Raw genomic sequence first — 24,495 nt, 5'->3', positions numbered from 1 at the left:
CTTAATCGTTGATGGCGGCGACGACGCCGGCGCCGACGGTGCGTCCGCCTTCACGGATGGCGAAGCGGAGCTTCTCTTCCATGGCGACGGGGACGATGAGGGTGACGTCCATGGTGACGCTGTCACCGGGCATCACCATCTCGGTGCCCTCGGGCAGTTCGCAGACGCCGGTGACGTCGGTGGTGCGGAAGTAGAACTGCGGCCGGTAGTTGGTGAAGAACGGGGTGTGGCGGCCGCCCTCCTCCTTGGTGAGGATGTAGGCTTCGGCCTTGAACTTGGTGTGGGGCTTGACCGAGCCGGGCTTGCACACGACCTGGCCGCGCTCGACGTCCTCGCGCTTGGTGCCGCGCAGGAGCACGCCGACATTGTCGCCGGCCTGGCCCTGGTCGAGCAGCTTGCGGAACATCTCGACGCCCGTGACCGTGGTGGTCTGGGTGTCGCGGATGCCGACGATCTCGACGGTCTCGCCGACCTTGACGATGCCGCGCTCGACGCGACCCGTCACCACGGTGCCGCGGCCCGAGATCGAGAACACGTCCTCGATCGGCATCAGGAACGGCTTGTCGATCGGACGCTCCGGCTGCGGGATGTAGGCGTCCACCGAGGCCATCAGGGCCAGCACGGCGTCGTGGCCGACGGCCTTGTCGCCGTTGTCGAGGGCGACCTTGGCCGAGCCCTTGGTGATCGGGATGTCGTCGCCGGGGAAGTCGTACTTGGAGAGGAGCTCGCGCACCTCCATCTCGACGAGCTCGAGGAGCTCCTCGTCGTCGACGAGGTCGACCTTGTTGAGGAACACCACCAGCGCCGGCACGCCGACCTGGCGGGCGAGCAGGATGTGCTCGCGGGTCTGCGGCATCGGGCCGTCGGCGGCCGACACGACCAGGATCGCGCCGTCCATCTGGGCAGCACCGGTGATCATGTTCTTCACGTAATCGGCGTGGCCTGGGCAATCGACGTGGGCGTAGTGCCGGTTGGCGGTCTCGTACTCGACGTGGGCGGTCGAAATCGTGATGCCGCGGGCCTTCTCCTCGGGGGCCTTGTCGATCTGGTCGTAGGCCGTGAACGTCGCCCCGCCCGACTCCGCCAGGACCTTCGTGATCGCCGCCGTCAGCGACGTCTTGCCGTGGTCGACGTGACCGATCGTGCCGATGTTGCAGTGCGGCTTGGTACGAGCAAACTTCTCTTTGGCCATCGTAGCCTCCGTAATCTCAGTGTTTCAGGTGATGCTGCTGCGGTCCGGAAAAGGCGGGAAGCCTTAAGCGTACTTCGCGACGACCTTCTCGGCCTCGCCGCGCGGCACCTCTTCGTAATGGTCGAATTGCATCGTGAAGTTCGCGCGGCCCTGGGAGAAGGAGCGCAGCTGGTTCACGTAGCCGAACATGTTGGCCAGCGGCACCATCGCGTTGATGACGTTCGCATTGCCGCGCATGTCCTGGCCCTGGATCTGGCCACGGCGGGAGTTCAGATCGCCGATCACCGAACCGGTATACTCTTCCGGCGAGACGACTTCGACTTTCATCACCGGCTCGAGGAGGACCGATCCGCCCTTCTGGAGGGCTTCGCGGAGCGCCGCACGGGAGGCGATTTCGAAGGCCAGGGCCGACGAGTCGACATCGTGGTAGGCGCCGTCGATCAGCTCGACCTTGATGTCCACCACCGGGAAGCCGGCAAGGATACCGGCGCCGAGCACCGAGTTGAGGCCCTTCTCGACGCCCGGGATGTATTCCTTGGGCACCGTGCCGCCGATGATCTTCGACGAGAACTCGAAGCCCTTGCCGGGCTCGTTCGGCTCGACGACGAACTTCACCCGGGCGAACTGACCGGTACCACCGGTCTGCTTCTTGTGGGTGTAGTCGATCTCGGTGCGCTTCGTGAGCTTCTCACGATACGCCACCTGCGGCTGGCCGATATTCGCGTCGACCATGTAGGTGCGGCGCAGGATGTCGACCTTGATGTCGAGGTGGAGCTCGCCCATCCCGCGAAGGATGGTCTGGCCCGATTCCTGGTCGGTCGAGACGCGGAAGGACGGATCCTCCGCGGCGAGCTTGGCAAGAGCGATGCCGAGCTTCTCCTGATCGGCCTTCGACTTCGGCTCCACCGCGATCTCGATGACGGGCTCCGGGAACTCCATCTTCTCGAGGATGACGGCGTCCTTCGGATCGCACAGGGTATCGCCCGTGCGGGTATCCTTCAGGCCGGCCAGGGCGACGATGTCGCCGGTGAAGGCTTCCTTGACGTCTTCGCGGTTATTGGCGTGCATGAGGAGCATGCGACCGACACGCTCCTTCTTGTCGCGCGACGAGTTGATGACGTTGGCGCCCGACTCGACCTTGCCTGAATAGACGCGGCAGAACGTGATCGTGCCGACATGGGGGTCGTCCATGATCTTGAACGCGAGCATCGAAAAGGGATCGCTGTCGGACGGATGCCGGACGATCTCTTCCTCGGTCTTAAAGTCGAGGCCCTTGATCTCGCCGCGATCCGCGGGAGACGGCAGGTAATCGACGACGGCGTCGAGCAGGGGCTGAACGCCCTTGTTCTTGAACGCCGAACCGCACAGCACGGGGTGGAAGGCGCGACGCTGGACGGCGGTGCGCACGAGGCGATGCATCGTCTCGGCATCCGGCTCGACACCGTCGAGATAGGCCGACATGGCATCGTCATCCATCTCGACGCAGGCTTCGACGAGCTTGATGCGGTATTCTGCAGCCTGATCAGCGAGGTCGGCCGGGATCTCGGTCTCCGAGAAATCGGCACCCAGCTTCTCGGACGTCCAGACGATGGCCTTCATCTTGATCAGGTCGATGACGCCCTTGAAGGACGTCTCGGCGCCGATCGGCAGCTGAAGGCAAACCGGCTTGCCGGCGACGCGATCGATGATGTCGGCGACGCATTTGAAGAAGTCGGCGCCGATCTTGTCCATCTTGTTGACGAACACGACGCGCGGAACGTCATACTTGTCAGCCTGACGCCAGACGGTCTCGGTCTGGGGCTCGACGCCCTGGTTGCCGTCGAGCACGCAGACCGCGCCATCGAGGACGCGGAGCGAGCGCTCCACTTCGATGGTGAAATCCACGTGGCCGGGGGTGTCGATGATGTTCAGGCGCTTGTCGCGCCAGAAGCAGGTGGTCGCAGCGGAGGTAATCGTGATGCCACGCTCCTGCTCCTGCGTCATCCAATCCATCGTGGCGGCGCCGTCATGGACTTCGCCGATCTTATGGGACTTGCCGGTGTAGTAGAGGATCCGCTCAGTGGTCGTGGTTTTGCCAGCATCAATGTGAGCCATGATGCCGAAATTGCGGTAGTCCTCGATCGCATGCGTGCGGGGCATCGGATTGCTCCTGAAAGGGTCCGGGGCCGCTTACCAGCGGTAGTGCGAGAAGGCACGGTTGGCTTCAGCCATCCGATGCGTGTCTTCCCGCTTCTTGACCGCGTTGCCACGGTTATTCGCGGCATCGAGGAGTTCGGCCGAGAGGCGCTCGACCATGGTGCGGTCGTTGCGGCCACGGGCGGCCTGGATCAGCCAACGTATCGCCAGGGCCTGACGACGCTCGGTGCGGACTTCGACGGGGACCTGGTAGGTCGCGCCGCCAACGCGGCGGGAACGAACTTCGATCGCCGGAGCGACGTTCTCGAGAGCGGCGCGGAACACTTCGATCGGGTTCGCACGGGCACGGTTCTCGACGATGTCGAATGCGCCGTAGACTATACCTTCGGCGATCGACTTCTTGCCCTCGTACATGATCGAATTCATGAACTTGGTCAGCACGATGTCGCCGTACTTGGCGTCCGGGATGATCTCACGCTTTTCGGCAGAATGGCGGCGGGACATCGCTCGCTCCGTCTATAAATCAAGGTCTTGAAACCACCCCGCGCAGGCCACCTGGAACCTCATGGAGGTCGGCGGCATCCTTACGGGGTGCACGAAATTCTTGCTTCGGGCGCCGTTCTTACTTCGGACGCTTGGCGCCGTACTTGGAGCGGCGCTGCTTACGACCCTTGACGCCCTGCGTGTCGAGCACGCCGCGCAGGATGTGGTAGCGAACGCCCGGAAGATCCTTCACGCGGCCGCCGCGGATCATGACCACGGAGTGCTCCTGAAGGTTGTGACCTTCGCCGGGGATGTACCCGATGACTTCGAAGCCGTTGGTCAGACGGACCTTGGCAACCTTACGGAGAGCCGAGTTCGGCTTCTTCGGGGTCGTCGTGTAGACGCGGGTGCAAACGCCACGCTTCTGCGGGCAGGCGTCGAGCGCCGGCACCTTGTTGCGGCTCTTCTGCGCCTTACGCGGCTGTGCGATCAGCTGGTTGATCGTCGGCATACTCTGCCCTCTTCATTCGGACCGCTGAGACGCGATCCCATGTTCGGCTTCACGAGGCAGCCTGTTTCCAAGCTGTCGCGGATCCTCGAAAGAAGATCCGCAAAACGAATATGCGCCATGGATCCGTGAGGACCCGTGGCGCGTGTTCGGCAGAGGATCACGCCTTGCAGCGCGCTCGTACCTACTGATCTGACAAGGATGTCAGTCGATGTGAGTGCCGGAACCGGATGAGCGATTGTCTTTCGGCCCGAGGGTCGCGACTCGCTATGTCCTGCTGTTGTGCCGGAGTGGCGTGCTTCTATGCGGGGAACGGCGGAACGTCAATCCTTGCGGGCAATAATTAAGCTTCTTAATTGGCCGCTTCGTCGCGCGGGTCGGGACCGAAGCGGTTGGGACCGGTTTCTCCTCGTGCGATCAATATCGCGAAGAATGCCCAAAGTGCTGCTACGACGGCAACGACGCCCAGAACCACCGCCAGGGTGGGATCTCGGGGATTCGCCGCCGCCGCGATGACCGCGAGGAGAGACGGCGGGACGGCAATGAAGTTCCACCAGCCGGAATAGCCGACATCGTGGAAGCGTTTGATATTCAACGCAATGCCTGACCACAGGAAGACCAGGGACAGGATCTGCCCGAAGACGGGGATCCATCCGAGCAACAGGCTTGCCACGAGAATCACCAGAAAGCCGTAGAGCCAGTAATCGCTTCGGCCGAGGCGTCCCGTGGGGCTGAAGTAAAACTTGACCCAGTCCCGCTGCGGTTGTTGGACGGTTTGCTGACCGCCGCCTCCAATTGCGTAGACGTCCCGAGCGAGATCGCCCTCCGCCTGGAAATCCACCTCCTGCCCTACGTAGGGATGGCTGGTGCGCATGTCGGTTATGGCGAAGCTATAGCGTCGTCCATCCTCGCCGGAAATGACACCAGGCGCCCCCGCGCCGGCCACGGCCAAAACTTTGCCCTTCATTACGCCCCCCGATGCGGACGCCGCTCCATGTTCGGATGCAACGTAGGCGTGTTGTGTTGCGGGATCGGCGCAGCGCGTCAAGAGCGTGTTGGGCAACCTGCTGAAGACTCATTGCGGGTCGTCAGCAACGAAGAAGGGGCGGCCATCGCTGGCCGCCCCTTCTTGCTATGTCCGTGTCTCCCGGAGGTTACTCTGCGGCAGGCGGCAACTCGCTGAGGGGTTGGGCGCCGCTCTCCGTGGCCTTCTGCTGCAGGATCATGGCGTCGCGACGCCGCGCCACGGCGCGGATATCGGCGGCCATCGATCCCGTGCCCGCCGGGATGAGCGAGCCGACGATGACGTTCTCCTTCAGGCCCTCGAGATGGTCGATCTTGCCGTTGACAGCCGCCTCGGTGAGCACACGGGTGGTTTCCTGGAACGAGGCCGCCGAGATGAACGACTTCGTCTGCAGGGAGGCCTTGGTGATGCCGAGCAGCACGGGCACGCCCACCACGGGCTTCTTGTTCTCGGCGAGCAGCTTCTCGTTGATGTCCGCGAGTTCCGTCCGGTCGATCTGGTCGCCCGTCAGGATCTCCGAATCGCCGCCATCGGTGATCTCCACCTTCTGCAGCATCTGACGGACGATCACCTCGATGTGCTTGTCGTTGATGGACACGCCCTGGAGCCGGTAGACCTCCTGGATCTCGTTGACGAGGTAGGCAGCAAGCTCCTCCACGCCCTTGATCGCCAGGATGTCGTGCGGCGCTGGGTTGCCGTCGACGATGTAGTCGCCGAGCTCCACGACGTCGCCGTCCTGGAGGTGGATGTGCTTGCCCTTCGGGATCAAGTACTCGACCGCATCCGAACCGTCATGCGGCGTCAGCGTCAGGCGACGCTTGTTCTTGTAGTCGCGCCCGAACTGGATCGTGCCCGACTTCTCCGCGATGATCGCCGCGTCCTTGGGACGACGGGCCTCGAACAGCTCAGCCACCCGCGGCAGACCGCCGGTGATGTCGCGGGTCTTGGCCGAGTCGGTGGAGACGCGGGCGAGGATGTCGCCGGCCTTCACCGTGCCGCCCGGATCGTAGCCGATGATGGCGTCGACCGGGAGGAAATAGCGGGCATCCGAGCCGCGCGGCAGCTTCATCGGCTTGCCGTCCTGGTCGAGGACCAGCATGGCCGGCTTGAGGTCGGCCGTGCGCGCCGTACCACGCCAGTCGATGACGACGCGCTTGGCGATGCCGGTCGACTCGTCGGTGGTCTCGGTGATCGACTGGCCGTCGATCAGATCCTCGTAGGCCACGATACCGTCGGTCTCGGTGATGATCGGACGGGTATAGGGGTCCCACTCGGCGATGCGCTGGCCGCGCTTGACCTTGTCGCCCTCGTCCACCCGCAGTCGTGCACCGTATTGCAGGCGGTGGACCGCACGTTCCGCACCGTCGGTTCCGACGATGACCACAGCCACGTTACGACCGGTGGCGATGAGATCGCCGTCGGTGTTGCGGGCGAGGGCTCGGTTGCGGATCTTGATCGTTCCTTCGAAGCTCGACTCGATGAAGGACGAATCCGCGATCTGCGCCGCGCCACCGATGTGGAAGGTACGCATGGTGAGCTGGGTGCCCGGCTCGCCGATGGACTGCGCCGCGATGACGCCGACGGCCTCGCCCATATTGACGGGCGTGCCACGGGCGAGATCGCGCCCGTAGCAGGTGGCACAGACACCGCTCTTGGTGGCGCAGACGAGCACCGAGCGGATCTTCACCTCCTGGATGCCGGCCGCCTGGATGGCGGGCAGGTGCCTTTCCTCGATCGTCTCGTTGGTCTTGACGATGACCGTACCGTCCTGAGCCACGAGATCTTCGGCGGTGGCGCGGCCGAGGATGCGGATCGAGAGCGGAGCCACGACCTGGCCCGCATCAACGATGGCGCGCATCTTGATGCCGTTGGTGGTGCCGCAATCGACCTCACGGATGACCGCGTCCTGCGCCACGTCGACGAGACGACGGGTCAGGTAGCCGGAATTCGCGGTCTTCAAGGCGGTGTCGGCGAGACCCTTACGGGCTCCGTGCGTCGAGTTGAAGTACTCGAGAACGTCCAGGCCTTCCTTGAAGTTCGAGATGATCGGGGTCTCGATGATCTCGCCCGAGGGCTTGGCCATGAGTCCCCGCATCGCGGCGAGCTGCTTCATCTGCGCCGGCGAACCACGGGCACCGGAATGGCTCATCATGTAGATCGAGTTGATCTGCTTGTCGGCGCCGTTCTCGTCCTTCTGCACGGTGGAGATGCGCAGCATCATCTCGGCGGCGAGCTTGTCCGAGCACTTGGCCCAGGCATCCACCACCTTGTTGTACTTCTCACCCTGCGTGATCAGGCCGTCATTGTACTGCTGCTCGTAGTCCTTCACCAGCGCGCGCGTGTCGTCGACGATCGGCCACTTGTTGTCCGGCACGACCATGTCGTCCTTGCCGAACGAGATACCGGCCTTGAACGCATGGTTGAAGCCGAGCGCCATGATGCGGTCACAGAAGATCACCGACTCCTTCTGACCGCAGTGGCGGTAGACGGTGTCGATCATCGCGGAGATCTCCTTCTTCGTCATCAGCTTGTTGACGACGTCGTAGGGGACCTTCTTGTGCAGCGGCAGGGCCGTGGACAGGATCACGCGGCCGGGTGTCGTGTCGTAGGTCTGGGTCAGCGGCTCGCCATCGGGACCGATGCCGTTCCACCGCCAGCGGATCTTCGAATGCAGCTTCACGGTCTTGGCCGCCAGGGCGTGCTCGAGCTCGCCGATGGTGCCGAAGACACCCTGCATCGGGTTCTTCTTGTTGGTCGGATCGAAGGCGCCGATGGCGCCCTCGGCGACGATCGACAGGTAATAGAGGCCGAGCACGATATCCTGCGACGGCACGATGATCGGCTGACCATTGGCCGGGTGCAGGATGTTGTTGGTCGACATCATCAGCACGCGCGCTTCGAGCTGGGCTTCCAGCGAGAGCGGCACGTGGACGGCCATCTGGTCGCCGTCGAAGTCGGCGTTGAAGGCCGCGCAGACCAGCGGGTGAAGCTGGATCGCCTTACCCTCGATCAGCTTGGGCTCGAACGCCTGGATCCCGAGGCGGTGAAGCGTCGGGGCGCGGTTGAGCATCACCGGGTGCTCGCGGATCACCTCGTCGAGGATGTCCCAGACCTCCGGCTTCTCCTTCTCCACGAGCTTCTTGGCCTGCTTGACGGTGGCCGAGAAACCCTTGGCGTCGAGGCGTGCGTAGATGAAGGGCTTGAACAGCTCCAAGGCCATCTTCTTCGGCAGGCCGCACTGGTGCAGCTTCAGCTCCGGGCCCACCACGATGACCGAACGGCCGGAATAATCGACGCGCTTGCCGAGCAGGTTCTGGCGGAAGCGGCCCTGCTTGCCCTTCAGCATGTCGGCGAGGGACTTCAGCGGACGCTTGTTGGCACCCGTGATGACGCGGCCGCGGCGGCCGTTGTCGAACAGCGCGTCCACCGCCTCCTGAAGCATGCGCTTCTCGTTGCGGATGATGATGTCGGGCGCGCGCAGCTCGATCAGCCGCTTCAGGCGGTTGTTGCGGTTGATGACGCGGCGGTAGAGGTCGTTCAGATCGGACGTGGCGAAGCGGCCGCCGTCCAGGGGGACGAGCGGGCGCAGGTCCGGCGGGATCACCGGAACCACGGTGAGGATCATCCATTCGGGCTTGTTGCCCGACATCTGGAAGGCCTCGATGATCTTCAGGCGCTTGAGCAGCTTCTTCGGCTTCAGCTCGGAGGTCGTGGTGGCGATCTCCTCGCGGAGCGAATTCGCGATCCCGTCGAGATCGAGCTCCTGCAGGATGCGCCGGATGGCCTCGGCGCCGATCATGGCGGTGAAGCTGTCCTCGCCATACTCCTCCTGGGCGCGCAGGTACTCTTCCTCGGAGAGGAGCTGACGCTCCTTGAGGGGGGTGAGGCCCGGCTCGATGACGCAGTAGGATTCGAAGTAGAGGATGCGCTCGAGATCCTTGAGCGCCATGTCGAGCAGCAGGCCGATGCGGCTCGGCAGCGACTTCAGGAACCAGATATGGGCGACGGGAGCGGCGAGCTCGATATGGCCCATGCGGTCGCGCCGGACGCGGGCCAGGGTGACCTCGACGCCGCACTTCTCACAGATGACGCCCTTGTACTTCATGCGCTTGTACTTGCCGCACAAGCACTCGTAATCCTTGATCGGCCCAAAGATACGCGCGCAGAACAGGCCGTCGCGCTCGGGCTTGAACGTGCGGTAGTTGATCGTCTCGGGCTTCTTGATCTCGCCGAACGACCACGAGAGGATCTTCTCCGGAGAGGAGATCGAAATTTTGATCTGGTCGAAGCTCTGGGGCTGAGCCTGCTGGTTGAAAAGATTCATGACCTCTTGGTTCATGGATCAACTCCTGCTGACGGGGTGCACCCTCCGCCGAGGGGCTACCGCGTGCTGAAAACGTGAGGTCGGCGCAACGACCGTCCGGGTCACTGCTGGCCGTCGTCCCGGGAGGCGCTTCCCCTCCCCGCTCGGACCGCGCCGGCGAGGTGCCGGCGCGGGAGCGTGTGGTGTGGTCTTACTCGGCCGCCTCGGCGGGCGGATCGAGCTGGTCGTTCGCGAGCTTCTTCGAGGAGGTGAGCTCCACGTTGAGGCCGAGCGAACGCATCTCCTTGACGAGCACGTTGAACGACTCGGGGATGCCGGCCTCGAAGGTGTCGTCGCCGCGAACGATCGCCTCGTAGACCTTGGTGCGGCCAGCGACGTCGTCCGACTTCACCGTCAGCATCTCCTGCAGCGTGTAGGCCGCGCCGTAGGCCTCCAGTGCCCAGACCTCCATCTCGCCGAAGCGCTGGCCGCCGAACTGCGCCTTTCCGCCCAGCGGCTGCTGGGTGACGAGGGAGTACGGACCGATCGACCGTGCGTGGATCTTGTCGTCCACGAGGTGGTGGAGCTTCAGCATGTAGATGTAGCCCATCGTCACCTTGCGGTCGAAAGGCTCGCCCGTACGCCCGTCATAGAGCGTCGACTGCGCCGAGCGGTCGAGCCCGGCCAACTCCAGCATCGTCTCGATGTCGGCTTCCTTGGCACCGTTGAACACCGGAGTGGCCATCGGCACGCCGCGACGGACATTGTTGGCCGCCTCCGCCATGTCATCGTCCGAGAGGCCTTCCAGCTCCGACGGCGAGTAGATCGCCTCCATCTCCGCCTTGAGGGGGGCGATGTCGTTGCTGCGGAGATAGGCGTCCACCGCGAGCCCGACCTTGCGGCCGAGACCGGCGGCGGCCCAACCCAGATGGGTCTCGAGGATCTGACCGACGTTCATGCGCGAGGGCACGCCGAGCGGGTTGAGCACGATGTCGGCATGCGTCCCGTCTTCGAGGAACGGCATGTCTTCGATGGGCACGATCCGCGAAACCACGCCCTTGTTGCCGTGGCGGCCGGCCATCTTGTCGCCCGGCTGGATCTTGCGCTTCACGGCGACGAAGACCTTGACCATCTTCATCACGCCGGGGGGGAGCTCGTCGCCGCGCTGCAGCTTCTCGACCTTGTCGAGGAAGCGCTGCTCGAGGCGCTTCTTCGACTCGTCGTACTGCTTCTGCATCGCTTCCATCTCGGTCATGAGACGGTCCTCGACGACGGCGAACTGCCACCATTGCGAGCGCGGGTACTCGTTCAGGAGCTCACGGCTGAGCGTGGTCTCCTTCTTGAAGCCCTTCGGGCCGGCGATCGGCGACTGGCCGATCAGGACGCCGGCAAGGCGGGCATAGGTGTTGCGGTCGAGGATCGCCTGTTCGTCGTCACGATCCTTGGCGAGACGCTCGATCTCCTCGCGCTCGATGGCCTGGGCACGCTCGTCCTTGTCAACGCCGTGGCGGTTGAACACCCGGACTTCGACGATGGTGCCGGTAACGCCCGGGGGAACCCGGAGCGAGGTGTCGCGGACGTCCGAGGCCTTCTCGCCGAAGATGGCGCGCAGGAGCTTCTCCTCCGGCGTCATCGGGCTCTCGCCCTTCGGGGTGATCTTGCCGCACAGGATGTCACCCGCGTGGACCTCGGCGCCGATATAGACGATGCCGGCCTCGTCGAGGTTCTTCAGCGCCTCTTCCGAGACGTTGGGGATGTCGCGGGTGATTTCCTCCGGACCGAGCTTGGTGTCTCGGGCCATCACCTCGAACTCCTCGATATGGATCGAGGTGAACACGTCATCCTTCACGATCCGCTCGGAGAGCAGGATCGAGTCCTCGAAGTTGTAGCCGTTCCACGGCATGAACGCGACGAGCACGTTCCGGCCGAGGGCCAGCTCGCCGAACTCCGTCGACGGACCGTCGGCGATGATCTCGCCCTTCTTGACCTGCTCGCCCACGCGGACCAGCGGCTTCTGCGTGATGCAGGTCGACTGGTTGGAGCGCTGGAACTTCTGCAGACGGTAGATGTCGACGCCGGGCTTGTTGGCATCGGCCTCTTCGGTGGCGCGGATGACGATACGGGTCGCATCCACCTGGTCGATGATGCCGGAGCGGCGGGCCGCGATGGCGGCACCCGAATCGCGGGCGACCACGGCTTCCATGCCGGTGCCGACGAACGGCGCGTCGGCGCGAACCAGCGGCACCGCCTGGCGCTGCATGTTCGAACCCATCAGCGCGCGGTTCGCGTCGTCGTTCTCGAGGAACGGGATCAGCGCCGCCGCCACCGAGACGAGCTGCTTCGGCGACACGTCCATGAGATCGACGCGGTCCGGGGGCACGACGATGACGTCGCCGGCCCGACGGCAGACCACGAGGTCTTCCGTCAGCTTGAAGCTCTCGTCCATCTGCGCGTTGGCCTGGGCGACGTAGTACTTCGCCTCTTCCATCGCCGAGAGGTAGGAGACCTCCTTCGTCACCACGCCGTCCTTCACGCGACGGAACGGGGTCTCGATGAAGCCGTACTTGTTGACCCGCGCGAAGGTGGCGAGCGAGTTGATCAGGCCGATATTCGGGCCTTCCGGGGTCTCGATCGGGCAGATGCGGCCGTAATGGGTCGGGTGCACATCGCGCACCTCGAAGCCGGCGCGCTCACGGGTGAGACCGCCCGGGCCAAGCGCCGAGAGGCGACGCTTATGCGTCACTTCCGAGAGCGGATTGGTCTGATCCATGAACTGCGACAGCTGCGACGAGCCGAAGAACTCGCGCACCGCGGCCGCGGCCGGCTTCGCGTTGATGAGATCCTGCGGCATGACCGTGTCGATATCGACCGAGGACATGCGCTCCTTGATGGCGCGCTCCATGCGCAGCAGACCCAGGCGGTACTGGTTCTCCATGAGCTCGCCGACCGAACGCACACGGCGGTTGCCGAGGTGATCGATGTCGTCGATCTCGCCCTTGCCGTCACGCAGATCCACCAGCGCCTTGACCACCGCGAGCATGTCCTCGCGGCGCAGGGTGCGCACGGTGTCCTCGGCGTCGAGATCGAGGCGCATGTTCATCTTCACGCGGCCGACGGCCGAGAGATCGTAGCGCTCGGAATCAAAGAACAGCGAGTGGAACATCGCTTCCGCCGTGTCGAGCGTCGGCGGCTCGCCGGGACGCATGACGCGGTAGATGTCGAACAGCGCGCCTTCGCGGGACGAGTTCTTGTCCACGGCGAGGGTGTTGCGGATGTAGGGACCGACATTGACGTGATCGATGTCGAGGACGGGGAGCTCGGACACGCCGACCTCTTCCAGGCTCTTGAGGAGCTTGTCGGAGATCTCGTCGCCGGCCTCGGCCCAGATCTCGCCGGTCTTCGGGTTGACCAGATCCTCGGCGATATACTGCCCGATCAGATCCTCGTCGGTGGCCTTCAGGAACTGCACGCCGCGCTCGCTGATCTGGCGGGCGTTGCGGGCGTTGAGCTTCTTGCCGGCCTCGAGCACGACCTCGCCGGAATCGGCATCGACCAGGTCGACGGACGCCTTGAAGCCTTTCAGACGGTCGGCATCGAACGGAACCCGCCATTCGGCGCCGTCGCGGTCGTAGATGACGCGGTTGTAGAAGGTCGAGAGGATCTCTTCGCCGTCGAGGCCGAGCGCGAACAGCAGCGAGGTCGCCGGCAGCTTGCGCTTCCGGTCGATACGCACGTGCACGATGTCCTTGGCGTCGAACTCGACGTCGAGCCAGGAGCCGCGATACGGAATGATGCGGGCGGCGAACAGGAGCTTGCCCGACGAGTGGGTCTTGCCCTTGTCGTGGTCGAAGAACACGCCCGGCGAACGGTGCATCTGCGAGACGATGACGCGCTCGGTGCCGTTGACGATGAAGGTGCCGTTCTCCGTCATCAGGGGCATGTCGCCCATGTAGACGTCCTGCTCCTTGATGTCCTTGACGGACTTCGCGCCGGTATCCGGGTCGACATCGAACACGATGAGGCGCAGCGTCACCTTGAGGGGAGCCGCGAAGGTGATGCCGCGCTGGCGACACTCGTCGACGTCGTATTTCGGCTGTTCGAACGTGTACTTGACGAATTCGAGGAGCGCGGTCGCCGAGAAGTCGGAGATCGGGAAGACCGATTTGAACACGGTCTGCAGGCCTTCGTCGCCCCGTCCGCCTTCCGGCTCGTCCATCATCAGGAATTGGTCGTAGGATGCCTTCTGAACCTCGATGAGGTTCGGCATCTCGGCGACTTCCTTGATCTTGCCGAAGAATTTGCGAATGCGCTTGCGACCGACCAGCGTGTTGGCCATGGGTGACCTCGCTCCTACGTCCCGCGTACCGGGTGCCCGGGGAAGGCTTTATGCCTCCCGCGACCAGGCGATGAACCCGTCCCGCCGGACCGAGCCCACCCGAAATGAAATGCCGCCGGTCCGTTCCAGGACCGATCGGTCGCCTGAAGCGACCTTAGCCCACGGGTCGGAGACCCGCGGGCGTCGGTGCCGGCCGGCCCCGAGGGGACCGGCCGGAGGTGACGGGCCGGAATGGGCCCATCGGCAACTTACTTGAGCTCGACCTTGGCGCCGGCCTTCTCGAGCTGGGCCTTGAGCTTCTCGGCCTCTTCCTTGTTGACGGACTCCTTGACAGCCTTCGGAGCGCCCTCGACGAGGTCCTTGGCTTCCTTGAGGCCGAGGCCGGTGATCGCGCGGACCTCCTTGATGACCTCGATCTTCTTGTCGCCGGCGGCGGTCAGGAGAACCGTGAACTCGGTCTGCTCCTCGACGACGGCGGCCGGGCCGGCAGCCGGGCCGGCGACGGCGACGGCAGCGGCGGCGGAGACGCCCCACTTCTCTTCGAGGAGCTTGGCGAGGTCGGCGGCTTCGAGAACGGTCAGCGAGGACAGGTCGTCGACGAGCTTGGCAAGATCAGCCATTGTATTCTTCCTTTGGATATCGGTTTGAACGGATGGGTTGGGAAGGACGAGGCGGCGTCAGGCCGCTTCGTCCTGAGCCGCGTCCTTGGTGGCATAGGCTCCGAACACGCGAGCCAGCTTGGCAGCCGGAGCGTTGACGACCTGAGCGATCTTGGTCGCGGGAGCCTGGATGAGGCCCACGATCTTGGCGCGCAGTTCGTCGAGGGACGGGAGCGACGCGAGCGCCTTCACACCGTCCGGGTTCAGAGCAGTCGTTCCCATGGCGCCGCCGAGGATCACGAGCTTGTCGTTACCCTTGGCGAAATCCACCGCAACCTTCGCAGCCGCGACCGGATCGCTCGAATAGGCGAGCAGGGTCGGACCCTTCAGGAGGGGCTTGATGGAGGCGACGTCCGTGCCATCGAGAGCGATGTTGGCGATGCGGTTCTTGGTGACCTTCACGGTGGCACCGGCCAGCTTCATCTGCGCGCGCAGCTTCTGCATCTCGGCGACCGTGAGGCCTTTGTAGTGGGCCACGACGACGACGGACGTGTTCGCAAACACGCCGTTGAGCGTCGAGACGAGATCAGCTTTGGCTGTCCTGTCCACTGGGGCTCTCTCCGGTTGGCGGGTCCCTCTCGAGGAGGGTCCGCCGGTTGCACATGCCGCCCGGAACGGAACTCGGCTCAGCGAGAAGCCGGAACGTCCTGGACGACGCTTCACGGCCCTGTCCCCTGACATCCTCCGGAACGGTGGACGGCACGGGCGAGATGGTTCAAACCGATACCTGACTGCCTCGCGAATCGCGGGGCCGAGAGGGTCTTGAATTCGGTCTTCCCCGTCTGTGCAGGCTGGGGAATTAAGCCGGTCGCCCGGCGCCTGTAGTCTCGGACAGGACATGGCCGGACGAGGCTTGAAGGGGCTGTTCGCCCCTCAAAGCCTTCCGGCCATTATCGTCTGGTCGCCCAGACGAATTCGCATGTCGAATATCGACCGATTGGTCGAATCGTTTCAAAGTGTGAAAAACGTTGAGCCGGGTCTATAGGCCCTAGCAAGCGCCCTGCCAAGTGCCTCATGCGGAAAATCTGCGCCCGGCCGTACGATTTTGGTTGACGCGATTTCCGCCCACTTCGGCAGCGGGCGATGTGCGGCGGGAGTCAAAGACCAACTAGGTCGGCAGGAACTTGCGGGCCGCCTGCCACCAGGGCGTGCGGGCCTCCTCCTGCTTCTGCTCGGCCTTGGCGGCGTAGAACGAAGCGTTGTGTTCGCCGCGAAGCGCCTCGCGGGTGAAGCGGATCAGGTGGTGGGCGACGAAGCCCATGTTGAACACCGCCTCGATCTGCCCGCGCTTCAAGGCATGGCCTGTCGCGCGCCAGAACACGCCCCGGTAATCCGACAGGATCCCCACGCGCAGGGCGATGTTGAAGCCGAGGACGAGGCCGCGGCGCAGGTTCGTCCGGGTCAGCTTGCCCCTGGTGGGCGTCTTGATCCGGTGCGGATAAGTCCGCTCGACCTGATACCGGAAGCGCGCGAACAGGTTCTCCGGCTCGTAGGCATGGGCGATGGCCCGGCGCCAGCTGGCCACCACCTCGTCGTGCGGGCGCTTGAACAGGACGTTGGATTCCAGCGCCGCGTCGTGGGTGAGGCGTCCCTCGCGGGTCAGACGGTCCCAGAGCGGCGTCTTCGGCAGGGCCTGGAGCAGGTTCATCGTCAGCACCGGCACCGCCGACTTGTCGACGAAGTCGATGAGCTTCTGCTCCGATCCGTCCGTTTCGGTGTCGAGACCGAGGATGATGCCGGAGGTCACTTCGAGGCCGAAGCTGTTGAGCGTCTCGATCGCCTCGTACATCGGCACGGCGGCGTTGTGCTTCTTGTCGATGCCCGCCAGCGCGTCCTCTTCCGGCGTCTCGATGCCGACGAACACGGTCATGAAGTTCGCCTGCCGCATCAGCTCGAGGATGTCGGGCTGCTTGGCCATGTTCAGGGTCGCCTCGCAGGCGAACTGAAGTGGATAGTGGTTCTTCTTCTGCCATTCCACGAGGTGGGGCAGCATGTCCTTCGTGGCCTTGCGGTTGCCGATGAAGTTGTCATCGACGAAGTACACGACAGCCGGATGGCCCGGCTGCGAGATGATCGCGTCGAGCTCGCCGAGCATCTGCTCCGGAGTCTTCAGGCGGGGCTGCCGGCCATAGAGCTGCGGGATGTCGCAGAACTCGCAGCGATAGGGGCAGCCGGACGAGAATTGCAGGGAGCCGATGAGGTAGCGCTTGAGGGGAGCGGCCTCGTAGGCAGGCGCCGGGAAGTCGGAGAGCGGCAGCCGCTCCTTGGTCTCAAGGCGAACCTGGCCCGCCGGGATCGACACGTCGCGGTCGAGGATCGACACGAGTTCGTCGGTGGCGTCGCCGATCTCGCCGATATGGAGATAGTCGAATTCCGGGTACTGCTCGGGCGATCCGGACACCGAAGGGCCGCCGAGCGCCGTCACCTTACCGGCCGCATGCGCCCTGGCGTAGATGTCCCGGATCTGGGGGGCCTGGATGTGCATGCCCGACACGAACACCGCATCGGCCCAGGCGAAATCCTCCGGCCCGGCCCGTTTGATGTTCTCGTCGATGAACCGGTATTCCCACTCCTCCGGCATATAGGCCGCGATGAGGAGAAGGCCCTGCGGGGGCATGAAGGCCTTCACCCCGCCCATTAACGGGTAGGCATGGGCGAACGTCCCGAAGGACGGCGTGTATGCGGGAAAGACGCACAGGATGCGTCGATTCGAGGTGACGGAGAGGGTGCATCGCATGGCGGCATACCTAGCACAGACAGTTGCGGAGGCGTCACCCTCGCGTGTTGATTTCTTGACCCTTTCTGGGATGGATCCCGCCTTGCAGCGTAGCCGGGGGCGGTCCTTCGCGCGCGTTTGACGCAGGTGCGAACCCGCGTCTGATCCGCCGATCCGTCGTGCAGGCCCCGCGGATGGTGCGGATCTCACTCCACCACGGAATCGTCTTCGTCGCGAGCGAGGCGCCGCAGGGTCTGGAGCGCGGGTCCCAGCCGCTCGAAGGGCGGTGAGCCAAGCGCGAGGCGCACTCCGTTCTCCGGTGTCACGGACGCGATGGCGAAAGCGCTGGCCGGCGACACCGCCACGCCGTGGCGCGCTGCGGCGCCGGCGTAACGTTCCGCCGTCCAATGGGAGGGGAGCGATAGCCAGACATGGAACGCCCTCGGGTCGCCCCGGACGTCGAGGCCGGTGAGCGCTTCCCTGGCCGCGCTCTGGCGCGCCGCCGCATCCGCCCGCTTCGCCGTGCCGATCCGGCCCGCCGTTCCGTCGTTCATGAGATGAAGCGCGATGGCCAGGGGGAGCCCGCTCGCGGTCCAGGCTCCCGTGCGGATCGAGCCCGCGAGCCGCTGGTTGAGATGGGGCGGCCCGACGAGGAAACCGAGGCCCAGGCCCGGAGCAAGCCGCTTCGACAGGCTGTCGATGACGATCACCCTGTCGGGTGCCAGAGCGGCCAGGGGCTCCTCGTCGCAGAGAAAACTATACACGGCGTCCTCGATGCAGACGAGGTCGAGCCTGCCGAGCAGCGATGCGACCGCGCGCCGGCGGTCCGCGCCCATGGTTTGGCCGAGGGGGCTTTGCAGGACGGGCTGGAGGTAGAGGGCGCGGAGGGGGGCTTCGCGATGAGACCGCTCGATGGCGTCCGGGATCACGCCCTCCGCATCCATCGCGAGGGGAACGAGTTCAACGCCGAGCCGCGCCGCCATGCTCTTGACGATGGGATAGGTCATGGCCTCGACGCCGATCCGATCGCCGGGCTGGGCCAAGGCCGCGATCGCCGCGGCGATGCCCTGTCGTCCCGCCCCGGTGAACAGGACAGTCTCGGGGTCGGCCGACCACCCTCCCCGCGCGAAGAAGGCGGCCGCCCTGGCCCGGGCCGGCTCCGTCGCGCCCGGCCGGACCGGGGAGAACGTGGCTTGAAGCTTCGCCGGATCCAGCAAGGCGCCGAGGCTGGCACTCAGCTCCGCCGCTTGATGGGGCAGGATCGAGAAGACGTGTTCGAGATTGACCAGTCCCGTCTCGGCGTCCGGTGATCCTGCGGCAGCGGAGGCCGAGGCGCGGATGAAGGTGCCGCGTCCGACCTCTCCGGTAATGAGTCCCCGCCGCGTCAGCTCCGCATAGACACGGCTCGCGGTGGAGACGGCGATCCCGCGTTCGAAGGCGAATTGCCGTTGCGTCGGCATCCGGCTCCCCGCTGCCAGGCGTCCCTGCGCGATATCCGCAGCGATCCCCTCCGAAATCATCCGATAATCTGCCACGCGCGCATTGCTCCGAGGACAATGATTTAATTGATTCGATTCAATTTCGGATCAATAGGAGCAGGTGACCCGATGGAGGTGACCCGACAATGCCGATATCCGACAATTTATCCACCCGTTCGCGGCCTCTTGCGAGGGCGTTCGAGCCTGCCTGCCACCCTAAGCAGTCCTTTCTCGCGAGAGCAATTGCCCTCCTGTCGATCTGGCGCAGCAGGGCGTCCGGGCGGCGTACAATCCGCGAATTGACCTCGGAGCAAATGAAGGCGCTCGATCTCGATCCGGTCGCCCTGCGTGACGAGGCCGCCAAACCATTCTGGCGTGCGTGAACGCAGACGAGAATGCCCGGGCTGACGGCCGGGTCGTCTCCGACAGGACCTCGAAGGGGGGTGGTCCAGAATCCGATCTGTGACGCCTGACCGTCCCGTTGCCTTGCCTGCCTCGCAGTGCCCGGATCTCCGAACTCTCGTCACGGTTCGCGGACGATCGAAGGCTCAAGATAATCCCTGTCTTTTCGTGCGGGCAGCGGCGGCTATATTCTCCTGATGCGTCGATATTTGAAATAACATTGTATTGATATCGGGTTCGAAGACAAACACCATTGTGCGGTCAAATTTCGGACCATGGCCTGCAGATCTGCAACCACACCCGCGATGCGACGACTCTTCCTCGCCGGAGCACGCCCGTGTCCTTCAAATCCCTTCTTGCCGCTCGTCTTGCTCTGGCCGCGCTGGCCTTGCCGATGATCGGGCCTGTGGCGGCCCATGCCACCGAGCAGAAACAGAGCCAGACCAGCCCCCTCGTCTCCACCGAATGGCTCGAGGCCAACCTCGCCGCGCCGAAGCTCAGGATCGTCGAAGTCAGCGTCGAGCCGGGCGTCTACGAGCGCGGCCATGTGCCGGGCGCACAGAACGTCCTCTGGCACACGGATCTCGTGGAGACCGTGAGCCGCGACATCGCGGGGCCGGAGAAGTTCGCGGCGCTCATCCGGCGTCTCGGCATCGATCGCGACACCACCGTGATCCTATACGGCGACAACAACAACTGGTTCGCCGCCTGGGGCGCCTGGGTCTTCGCCCAGTACGGGCTTGTCGACAACGTGAAGCTCCTCGACGGTGGCCGCAAGAAATGGGAGGCCGAGAAGCGGCAGCTCGACACCCGCAGCCCCGACGTGGCTGCTTCGACCTTCCCGGTCACGCCGGTCTCCAACGGCCAGCGTGCCCGCCTTGCTGACGTGCTCGCCGTGGCGCGCAAGGAGCGGAACGAGACGATCCTCGACATCCGCTCGCCTGACGAGTTTTCCGGCAAGCTCATCGCGCCGGCGGGCGTGCAGGAACTCGCGATCCGGGCGGGCCATATCCCCGGTTCCGTGAACGTGCCCTGGGCCAAGGCCGTGAATCCGGACGGCACACTGAAATCCGTCGCGGAACTGAAGAAGCTCTATGCGGATGTCGGAATCGACGGCTCGAAGCCGATCATCACCTCCTGCCGCATCGGTGAGCGCTCCAGCCATTCCTGGTTCGTCCTCAGCCGGGTGCTCGGCTACCCCGTGCGGAACTACGACGGTTCCTGGACGGAATACGGCAACGCCGTCGGCGTCCCCGTGGTCAACCTCGCCGGGACGGTGTGGTCGGGCAAGTGACGGCCCCATCGCTCTCCGAACGCAGCACGCCCGGTCTTTCGACCGGGCGTTTTCCCGTGACGCTGCGGGTCGCATCGGCGGCCCTGATCGGGACTGCCTTGCTGGTCGCGGCCTTACAACTGTCGGGCGATCCCGGCGGCAGCCGGCTCGCGCTGTCCCTGACATTCGGAGCCCTGTTCGGCTTCGTGCTGCAACGCTCGCGCTTCTGCTTCTTCTGCCTGTGGCGCGATCTCATCGATCGGCATGACCCGCGCGGCGCCCTCGGTATCCTCGCCGCCTTGGCCGCGGGAGCGGTCGGCTACAGCGTGGTGCTGGGGGCGTGGCTGCCGGATCCGAGCGGCGTGCGGTTGCCCCCGGACGCGCATATCGGCCCGGTCGGGCCGGTCCTGGCCCTCGCCGGCGCCGCCTTCGGGGCGGGCATGGCCATCTCGGGTTCCTGTATCGGCGCCCATCTCTACCGCCTCGGCGAGGGCTCGCCCACGGCACCCTTCGCCCTGGCGGGAACGGCTCTGGGCTTCGGTCTCGGCTTCCTGACCTGGAACACGCTCTACCTCGCCAGCATTTCGGAGGCGCCCGTCATCTGGCTGCCCCGCCATCTCGGCTATGCCGGCAGCCTCCTCCTCACCCTCGCGGTCCTGGCGGCCCTGGCGGTGCCTCTGCTGCGATGGCTGCCTCCCGCCGAAGGACCGTCACCGGGGGGCGTCGAACCGCTTCGAGCGGTGTTCGTGCGGCGTTGGCCGACCTGGCTCGGCGGGCTTGCCGTCGGGGCGCTGGGTACGCTGGCCTATCTGCGGGTGGGCCCCCTCGGTGTCACGGCGGAGATCGGCGGACGCGCCAGGCAGGCCGCTGCCGGGCTCGGTCTCCTGCCGGCACGGCTCGAAGGCCTCGACGGGTTTCGCGGCTGCGCCACCGCCATCCGCGATGCGGTCCTGACCCCGAACGGCCTGTTCATCGCCGGTCTCGTCGCGGCGTCGCTGGCCGCCGCCCTGGCGGCGGGCGAGTTCCGCCCTGCCCTGCCCAGGCGCGGCCAGATCGGGCGTGGCCTCGTCGGCGGAATCCTGCTCGGCTGGGGCGCCATGACCGGTCTCGGCTGCAGCGTCGGCACGCTGCTCTCCGGGATCATGGCCGGTGCCGCATCGGGCTGGCTCTTCGGTGTGGCGATGGTCGCGGGGCTCACCGCGACGCTGCTCGCGGGCCGGCGCCTGGCGCTCCTGCCTTAGACGGACACAGCGCCCGGCCAAAAGAAAACGCCCGGCCTTGAGAGCCGGGCGTTGTCATATCTTTCTGGGAGAAGCGCCGATCAGGCGGTGAGCACGGTCGAGGGCTCGACTCGCACACCCGGGCCCATCGACGACGTCACGGCGACGCGCTGGATGTAGGTGCCCTTGGCGCCGGCGGGCTTGGCCTTGGCCACCGCATCGGCGAACGCCTTGATGTTCTCGACCAGCTTGGCTTCGTCGAACGAGACCTTGCCGATGCCGGCATGGACGATACCCGCCTTCTCGACGCGGAACTCCACCGAACCGCCCTTGGCGCCGGCGACCGCGGACTTCACGTCCATGGTGACGGTGCCGACCTTCGGGTTCGGCATCAGGCCGCGGGGGCCGAGCACCTTGCCGAGACGCCCGACCAGGGGCATCAGGTCCGGGGTCGCGATGCAGCGGTCGAACTCGATCTTGCCGCTCTGGACGATCTCGAGCAGGTCCTCGGCACCGACGATGTCGGCTCCGGCGGCCCGGGCCTCGTCGGCCTTGGCGCCGCGGGCGAACACCGCCACCCGCACCGTCCGGCCGGAGCCGTTGGGCAGGTTGCAGACGCCGCGGACCATCTGGTCGGCGTGGCGCGGATCGACGCCGAGATTCATCGAGACCTCGACGGTCTCGTCGAACTTGGCGCTGGCCTTCTGCTTCACCAGGGCGATCGCCTCGTCGATGGTGTAGAGCTTGAGCGCGTCGATGCCCTCGCGGGCGGCGCGGATGCGCTTGCCTTCGTGTGCCATTGTGCCCTCCCCTTAAGCGACGACGTCGAGGCCCATGGCCCGCGCGGAGCCACGGATCATGGCGACGGCGGCGTCAACCGAGTCGCAGTTCAGGTCGGGCATCTTCTTCTCGGCGATCTCGCGAAGCTGAGCTTCGGTGACCTTGCCCACCGTCGGGCCCTTGCCCGGGGTCTTGGAGCCGGAAGCCGGCTTCTTGCCGATCTTCAGGCCGGCGGCCTTCTTCAGGAAGAAGGTGACCGGCGGCTGCTTCATCTCGAAGGTGAAGGAGCGGTCCTGGTACGCCGTGATGACGACCGGGATCGGGGTGCCCTTCTCGATCTGAGAGGTCTTCGCGTTGAAGGCCTTGCAGAATTCCATGATGTTGAGGCCACGCTGACCGAGCGCGGGGCCGATGGGCGGCGACGGGTTCGCGGCGCCGGCCGGAACCTGAAGCTTCACGTAGCCCGTGATCTTCTTTGCCATAGGGACTGCTCCCAAATGTAGGCTCGCCGCCCGGCTGCCTGGAGCACGGACGGGGCGAGCGGTTGCAGGTCGCGGTGCGGTCCGTGGATCCCGGCGGCAAACCGGGCGGACCTCCCGCGTGTGACGCCGTCTGGGGACTGTACCCGACGGCCATTTTCACGCTCGGCTTGGCGCCAAGCGGAAACGTTGAAGATCAGTCAGTCGTGACCGACCTCGAACCTCAAAAAATCAGATCTTTTCGACCTGGGCGTATTCGAGTTCCACCGGGGTGGCGCGACCGAAGATCGACACGGCGACCTTGAGGCGCGAACGGCTCTCGTCGATTTCCTCGACGGTGCCGTTGAAGGAGGCGAAGGGACCGTCGGCGACGCGGACGGTCTCGCCGATCTCGAAGGAGATCGAGGGCTTGGGACGATCGACGCCCTCGGCGACCTGACCCTTGATGCGCTCGGCTTCGGAATCGGGGATCGGCACCGGCTTCGACTTGTCGGCGCCGAGGAAGCCGGTGACCTTCGGGGTGTTCTTGATGAGGTGATAGACCTCGTCGGTCAGATCGCACTTCACCAGGACGTAGCCGGGGAAGAACTTGCGCTCGGCATCGACCTTGCGGCCGCGGCGGACCTCGACGACCTTCTCGGTCGGGACCATGACCTCGTCGAACAGCTCCATCAGCCCGCGCTGCGCCGCCTGATCCTTGATGGACTGCGCGACCTTGTTCTCGAAATTCGAGTAGGCGTGGACGATGTACCAGCGTTTCGACACGGTTCTCACCAAATCCTGACGTCGGTCTGCCCGGTCGCGACGACGCGCCCAGGGAGACTCAGTTGTTCTAGGCGCCGACCCCGAGGATCAGGGTCACGATGTAGCGCAGGGCCTGGTCCACGACCGTGAAGAAGATGCTCGCCGCCACGACCATGATGAACACCATGATCGTCGTGACGGTGGTCTCCTTGCGGCTCGGCCACGTGACCTTGCGGCCCTCGTCGCGCACCTGGGACAGGAACTCGGCCGGGCCGACGCGCTTGGGCGCGGGCCGCACGGGCGGGGTCGCCCGGGGCGGCGTCGGCGTGGCGGAGCCGCGCTGCGGGGTGCGCGCCAGGTCCGCCTTCTTCGTTGCTTCGTTCGATGCCATTGATGCCAACAACAGGGAAAATCGGCCCTGACCGGAAAGCGGGCCGGTGCGGAGGCTCTGGTCGAAGCCCGCACCGAACACAGTTACCGATCTCGGAGTGCGAACGCTCTAGCGCAAGTCCTGGGTCTTGTCGACCGTCGCGGACATGTCGACAGAAAGCGGGAGACACGCTCCGGTCCGACATTCCCGACGGGAGGCCGATCCGGCGTTGCGCTTAAGGAAAACACTGGCAGGAGTGGAGGGACTCGAACCCGCAACCTCCGGTTTTGGAGACCGGCGCTCTGACCAGTTGAGCTACACTCCTACGCGGGACGCTCAATGCCCGATCATCATCCTGGATGCAAGGCCCCATGCGGCGTCGCCCAGGAAAT

The 24,495-nt window shown here is 65.2% G+C and carries 17 protein-coding genes and 1 tRNA gene; 2 read left to right on the top strand and 16 right to left on the bottom strand.

The window, feature by feature from the left end:
• Position 1: 1 nt before the first annotated feature.
• The 11 genes from tuf to FPV16_RS02495 form a co-directional block, all read right to left on the bottom strand.
• Positions 2-1,192, bottom strand: a complete 1,191-nt coding sequence (gene tuf / locus FPV16_RS02545; RefSeq protein ID WP_207412100.1) for an elongation factor Tu — start codon at positions 1,190-1,192, stop codon at positions 2-4.
• Between the two features lie 63 nt (positions 1,193-1,255).
• Positions 1,256-3,331 (bottom strand): elongation factor G, encoded by a 2,076-nt coding sequence (gene fusA, locus FPV16_RS02540; protein ID WP_227435878.1) that lies wholly within the window; start codon positions 3,329-3,331, stop codon positions 1,256-1,258.
• Positions 3,332-3,361: 30 nt separating this feature from the next.
• Positions 3,362-3,832, bottom strand: a complete 471-nt coding sequence (gene rpsG, locus FPV16_RS02535; RefSeq protein ID WP_018044233.1) for a 30S ribosomal protein S7 — start codon at positions 3,830-3,832, stop codon at positions 3,362-3,364.
• Between the two features lie 118 nt (positions 3,833-3,950).
• Complete coding sequence (gene rpsL / locus FPV16_RS02530; protein ID WP_018044234.1) at positions 3,951-4,322, bottom strand: 30S ribosomal protein S12; 372 nt, start codon at positions 4,320-4,322, stop codon at positions 3,951-3,953.
• A gap of 349 nt (positions 4,323-4,671) precedes the next feature.
• Positions 4,672-5,286, bottom strand: coding sequence for a DUF805 domain-containing protein (locus FPV16_RS02525; RefSeq protein ID WP_227435877.1), 615 nt, complete (start codon positions 5,284-5,286; stop codon positions 4,672-4,674).
• 187 nt (positions 5,287-5,473) lie between these two features.
• Positions 5,474-9,682, bottom strand: a complete 4,209-nt coding sequence (gene rpoC / locus FPV16_RS02520; RefSeq protein WP_227435876.1) for a DNA-directed RNA polymerase subunit beta' — start codon at positions 9,680-9,682, stop codon at positions 5,474-5,476.
• A 175-nt stretch (positions 9,683-9,857) separates the two neighbouring features.
• Complete coding sequence (gene rpoB, locus FPV16_RS02515; RefSeq protein ID WP_227435875.1) at positions 9,858-13,982, bottom strand: DNA-directed RNA polymerase subunit beta; 4,125 nt, start codon at positions 13,980-13,982, stop codon at positions 9,858-9,860.
• 248 nt (positions 13,983-14,230) lie between these two features.
• On the bottom strand, positions 14,231-14,602 hold the full coding sequence (gene rplL, locus FPV16_RS02510; RefSeq protein WP_018044238.1) for a 50S ribosomal protein L7/L12: 372 nt from the start codon (positions 14,600-14,602) through the stop codon (positions 14,231-14,233).
• A gap of 57 nt (positions 14,603-14,659) precedes the next feature.
• Complete coding sequence (gene rplJ, locus FPV16_RS02505) at positions 14,660-15,190, bottom strand: 50S ribosomal protein L10 (RefSeq protein ID WP_027172965.1); 531 nt, start codon at positions 15,188-15,190, stop codon at positions 14,660-14,662.
• 559 nt (positions 15,191-15,749) lie between these two features.
• Complete coding sequence (locus FPV16_RS02500; protein ID WP_227435874.1) at positions 15,750-17,378, bottom strand: B12-binding domain-containing radical SAM protein; 1,629 nt, start codon at positions 17,376-17,378, stop codon at positions 15,750-15,752.
• Positions 17,379-17,563: 185 nt separating this feature from the next.
• On the bottom strand, positions 17,564-18,892 hold the full coding sequence (locus FPV16_RS02495) for a PLP-dependent aminotransferase family protein (protein ID WP_227435872.1): 1,329 nt from the start codon (positions 18,890-18,892) through the stop codon (positions 17,564-17,566).
• A gap of 682 nt (positions 18,893-19,574) precedes the next feature.
• Here FPV16_RS02495 and FPV16_RS02490 point away from each other — a divergent pair.
• Entirely contained in the window at positions 19,575-20,531 is a 957-nt protein-coding gene (locus FPV16_RS02490) for a sulfurtransferase (protein WP_413629150.1), read from the top strand.
• A 56-nt stretch (positions 20,532-20,587) separates the two neighbouring features.
• Entirely contained in the window at positions 20,588-21,751 is a 1,164-nt protein-coding gene (locus tag FPV16_RS02485; RefSeq protein ID WP_227435870.1) for a YeeE/YedE thiosulfate transporter family protein, read from the top strand.
• Positions 21,752-21,831: 80 nt separating this feature from the next.
• Here FPV16_RS02485 and rplA read toward each other — a convergent pair whose 3' ends face one another.
• From rplA to FPV16_RS02460, 5 genes are all read right to left on the bottom strand, one after another.
• The gene (rplA, locus tag FPV16_RS02480) at positions 21,832-22,530 is read right to left on the bottom strand and encodes a 50S ribosomal protein L1 (RefSeq protein ID WP_018044244.1); all 699 of its coding nucleotides are present in this window, start codon (positions 22,528-22,530) and stop codon (positions 21,832-21,834) included.
• A 12-nt stretch (positions 22,531-22,542) separates the two neighbouring features.
• The gene (gene rplK, locus FPV16_RS02475) at positions 22,543-22,992 is read right to left on the bottom strand and encodes a 50S ribosomal protein L11 (RefSeq protein ID WP_018044245.1); all 450 of its coding nucleotides are present in this window, start codon (positions 22,990-22,992) and stop codon (positions 22,543-22,545) included.
• A 228-nt stretch (positions 22,993-23,220) separates the two neighbouring features.
• Positions 23,221-23,754 carry a transcription termination/antitermination protein NusG gene (nusG, locus tag FPV16_RS02470; RefSeq protein ID WP_018044246.1) on the bottom strand — a complete coding sequence of 178 codons (534 nt, stop codon included), beginning with the start codon at positions 23,752-23,754 and terminating at the stop codon, positions 23,221-23,223.
• Positions 23,755-23,821: 67 nt separating this feature from the next.
• The gene (secE, locus tag FPV16_RS02465; RefSeq protein ID WP_056253773.1) at positions 23,822-24,124 is read right to left on the bottom strand and encodes a preprotein translocase subunit SecE; all 303 of its coding nucleotides are present in this window, start codon (positions 24,122-24,124) and stop codon (positions 23,822-23,824) included.
• 227 nt (positions 24,125-24,351) lie between these two features.
• Positions 24,352-24,428, bottom strand: a tRNA-Trp gene (locus FPV16_RS02460).
• Between the last annotated feature and the right edge of the window lie 67 nt (positions 24,429-24,495).

It is taken from the genome of Methylobacterium sp. W2 (assembly GCF_020662345.1).
Classification (GTDB): Bacteria; Pseudomonadota; Alphaproteobacteria; order Rhizobiales; family Beijerinckiaceae; genus Methylobacterium.
The sequence above is the reverse complement of the archived record's forward strand: the minus strand, read 5'-3'. Positions and strand labels throughout refer to the sequence as shown.

Excerpts from the sequence above, each read along its gene's own strand:
- tuf (WP_207412100.1), bottom strand. The coding sequence starts at position 1,192 with ATGGCCAAAGAGAAGTTTGCTCGTACCAAGCCGCACTGCAACATCGGC.
- fusA (WP_227435878.1), bottom strand. The coding sequence starts at position 3,331 with ATGCCCCGCACGCATGCGATCGAGGACTACCGCAATTTCGGCATCATG.
- rpsG (WP_018044233.1), bottom strand. The coding sequence starts at position 3,832 with ATGTCCCGCCGCCATTCTGCCGAAAAGCGTGAGATCATCCCGGACGCC.
- rpsL (WP_018044234.1), bottom strand. The coding sequence starts at position 4,322 with ATGCCGACGATCAACCAGCTGATCGCACAGCCGCGTAAGGCGCAGAAG.
- FPV16_RS02525 (WP_227435877.1), bottom strand. The coding sequence starts at position 5,286 with ATGAAGGGCAAAGTTTTGGCCGTGGCCGGCGCGGGGGCGCCTGGTGTC.
- rpoC (WP_227435876.1), bottom strand. The coding sequence starts at position 9,682 with ATGAACCAAGAGGTCATGAATCTTTTCAACCAGCAGGCTCAGCCCCAG.
- rpoB (WP_227435875.1), bottom strand. The coding sequence starts at position 13,982 with ATGGCCAACACGCTGGTCGGTCGCAAGCGCATTCGCAAATTCTTCGGC.
- rplL (WP_018044238.1), bottom strand. The coding sequence starts at position 14,602 with ATGGCTGATCTTGCCAAGCTCGTCGACGACCTGTCCTCGCTGACCGTT.
- FPV16_RS02500 (WP_227435874.1), bottom strand. The coding sequence starts at position 17,378 with ATGCGATGCACCCTCTCCGTCACCTCGAATCGACGCATCCTGTGCGTC.
- rplA (WP_018044244.1), bottom strand. The coding sequence starts at position 22,530 with ATGGCACACGAAGGCAAGCGCATCCGCGCCGCCCGCGAGGGCATCGAC.
- rplK (WP_018044245.1), bottom strand. The coding sequence starts at position 22,992 with ATGGCAAAGAAGATCACGGGCTACGTGAAGCTTCAGGTTCCGGCCGGC.
- secE (WP_056253773.1), bottom strand. The coding sequence starts at position 24,124 with ATGGCATCGAACGAAGCAACGAAGAAGGCGGACCTGGCGCGCACCCCG.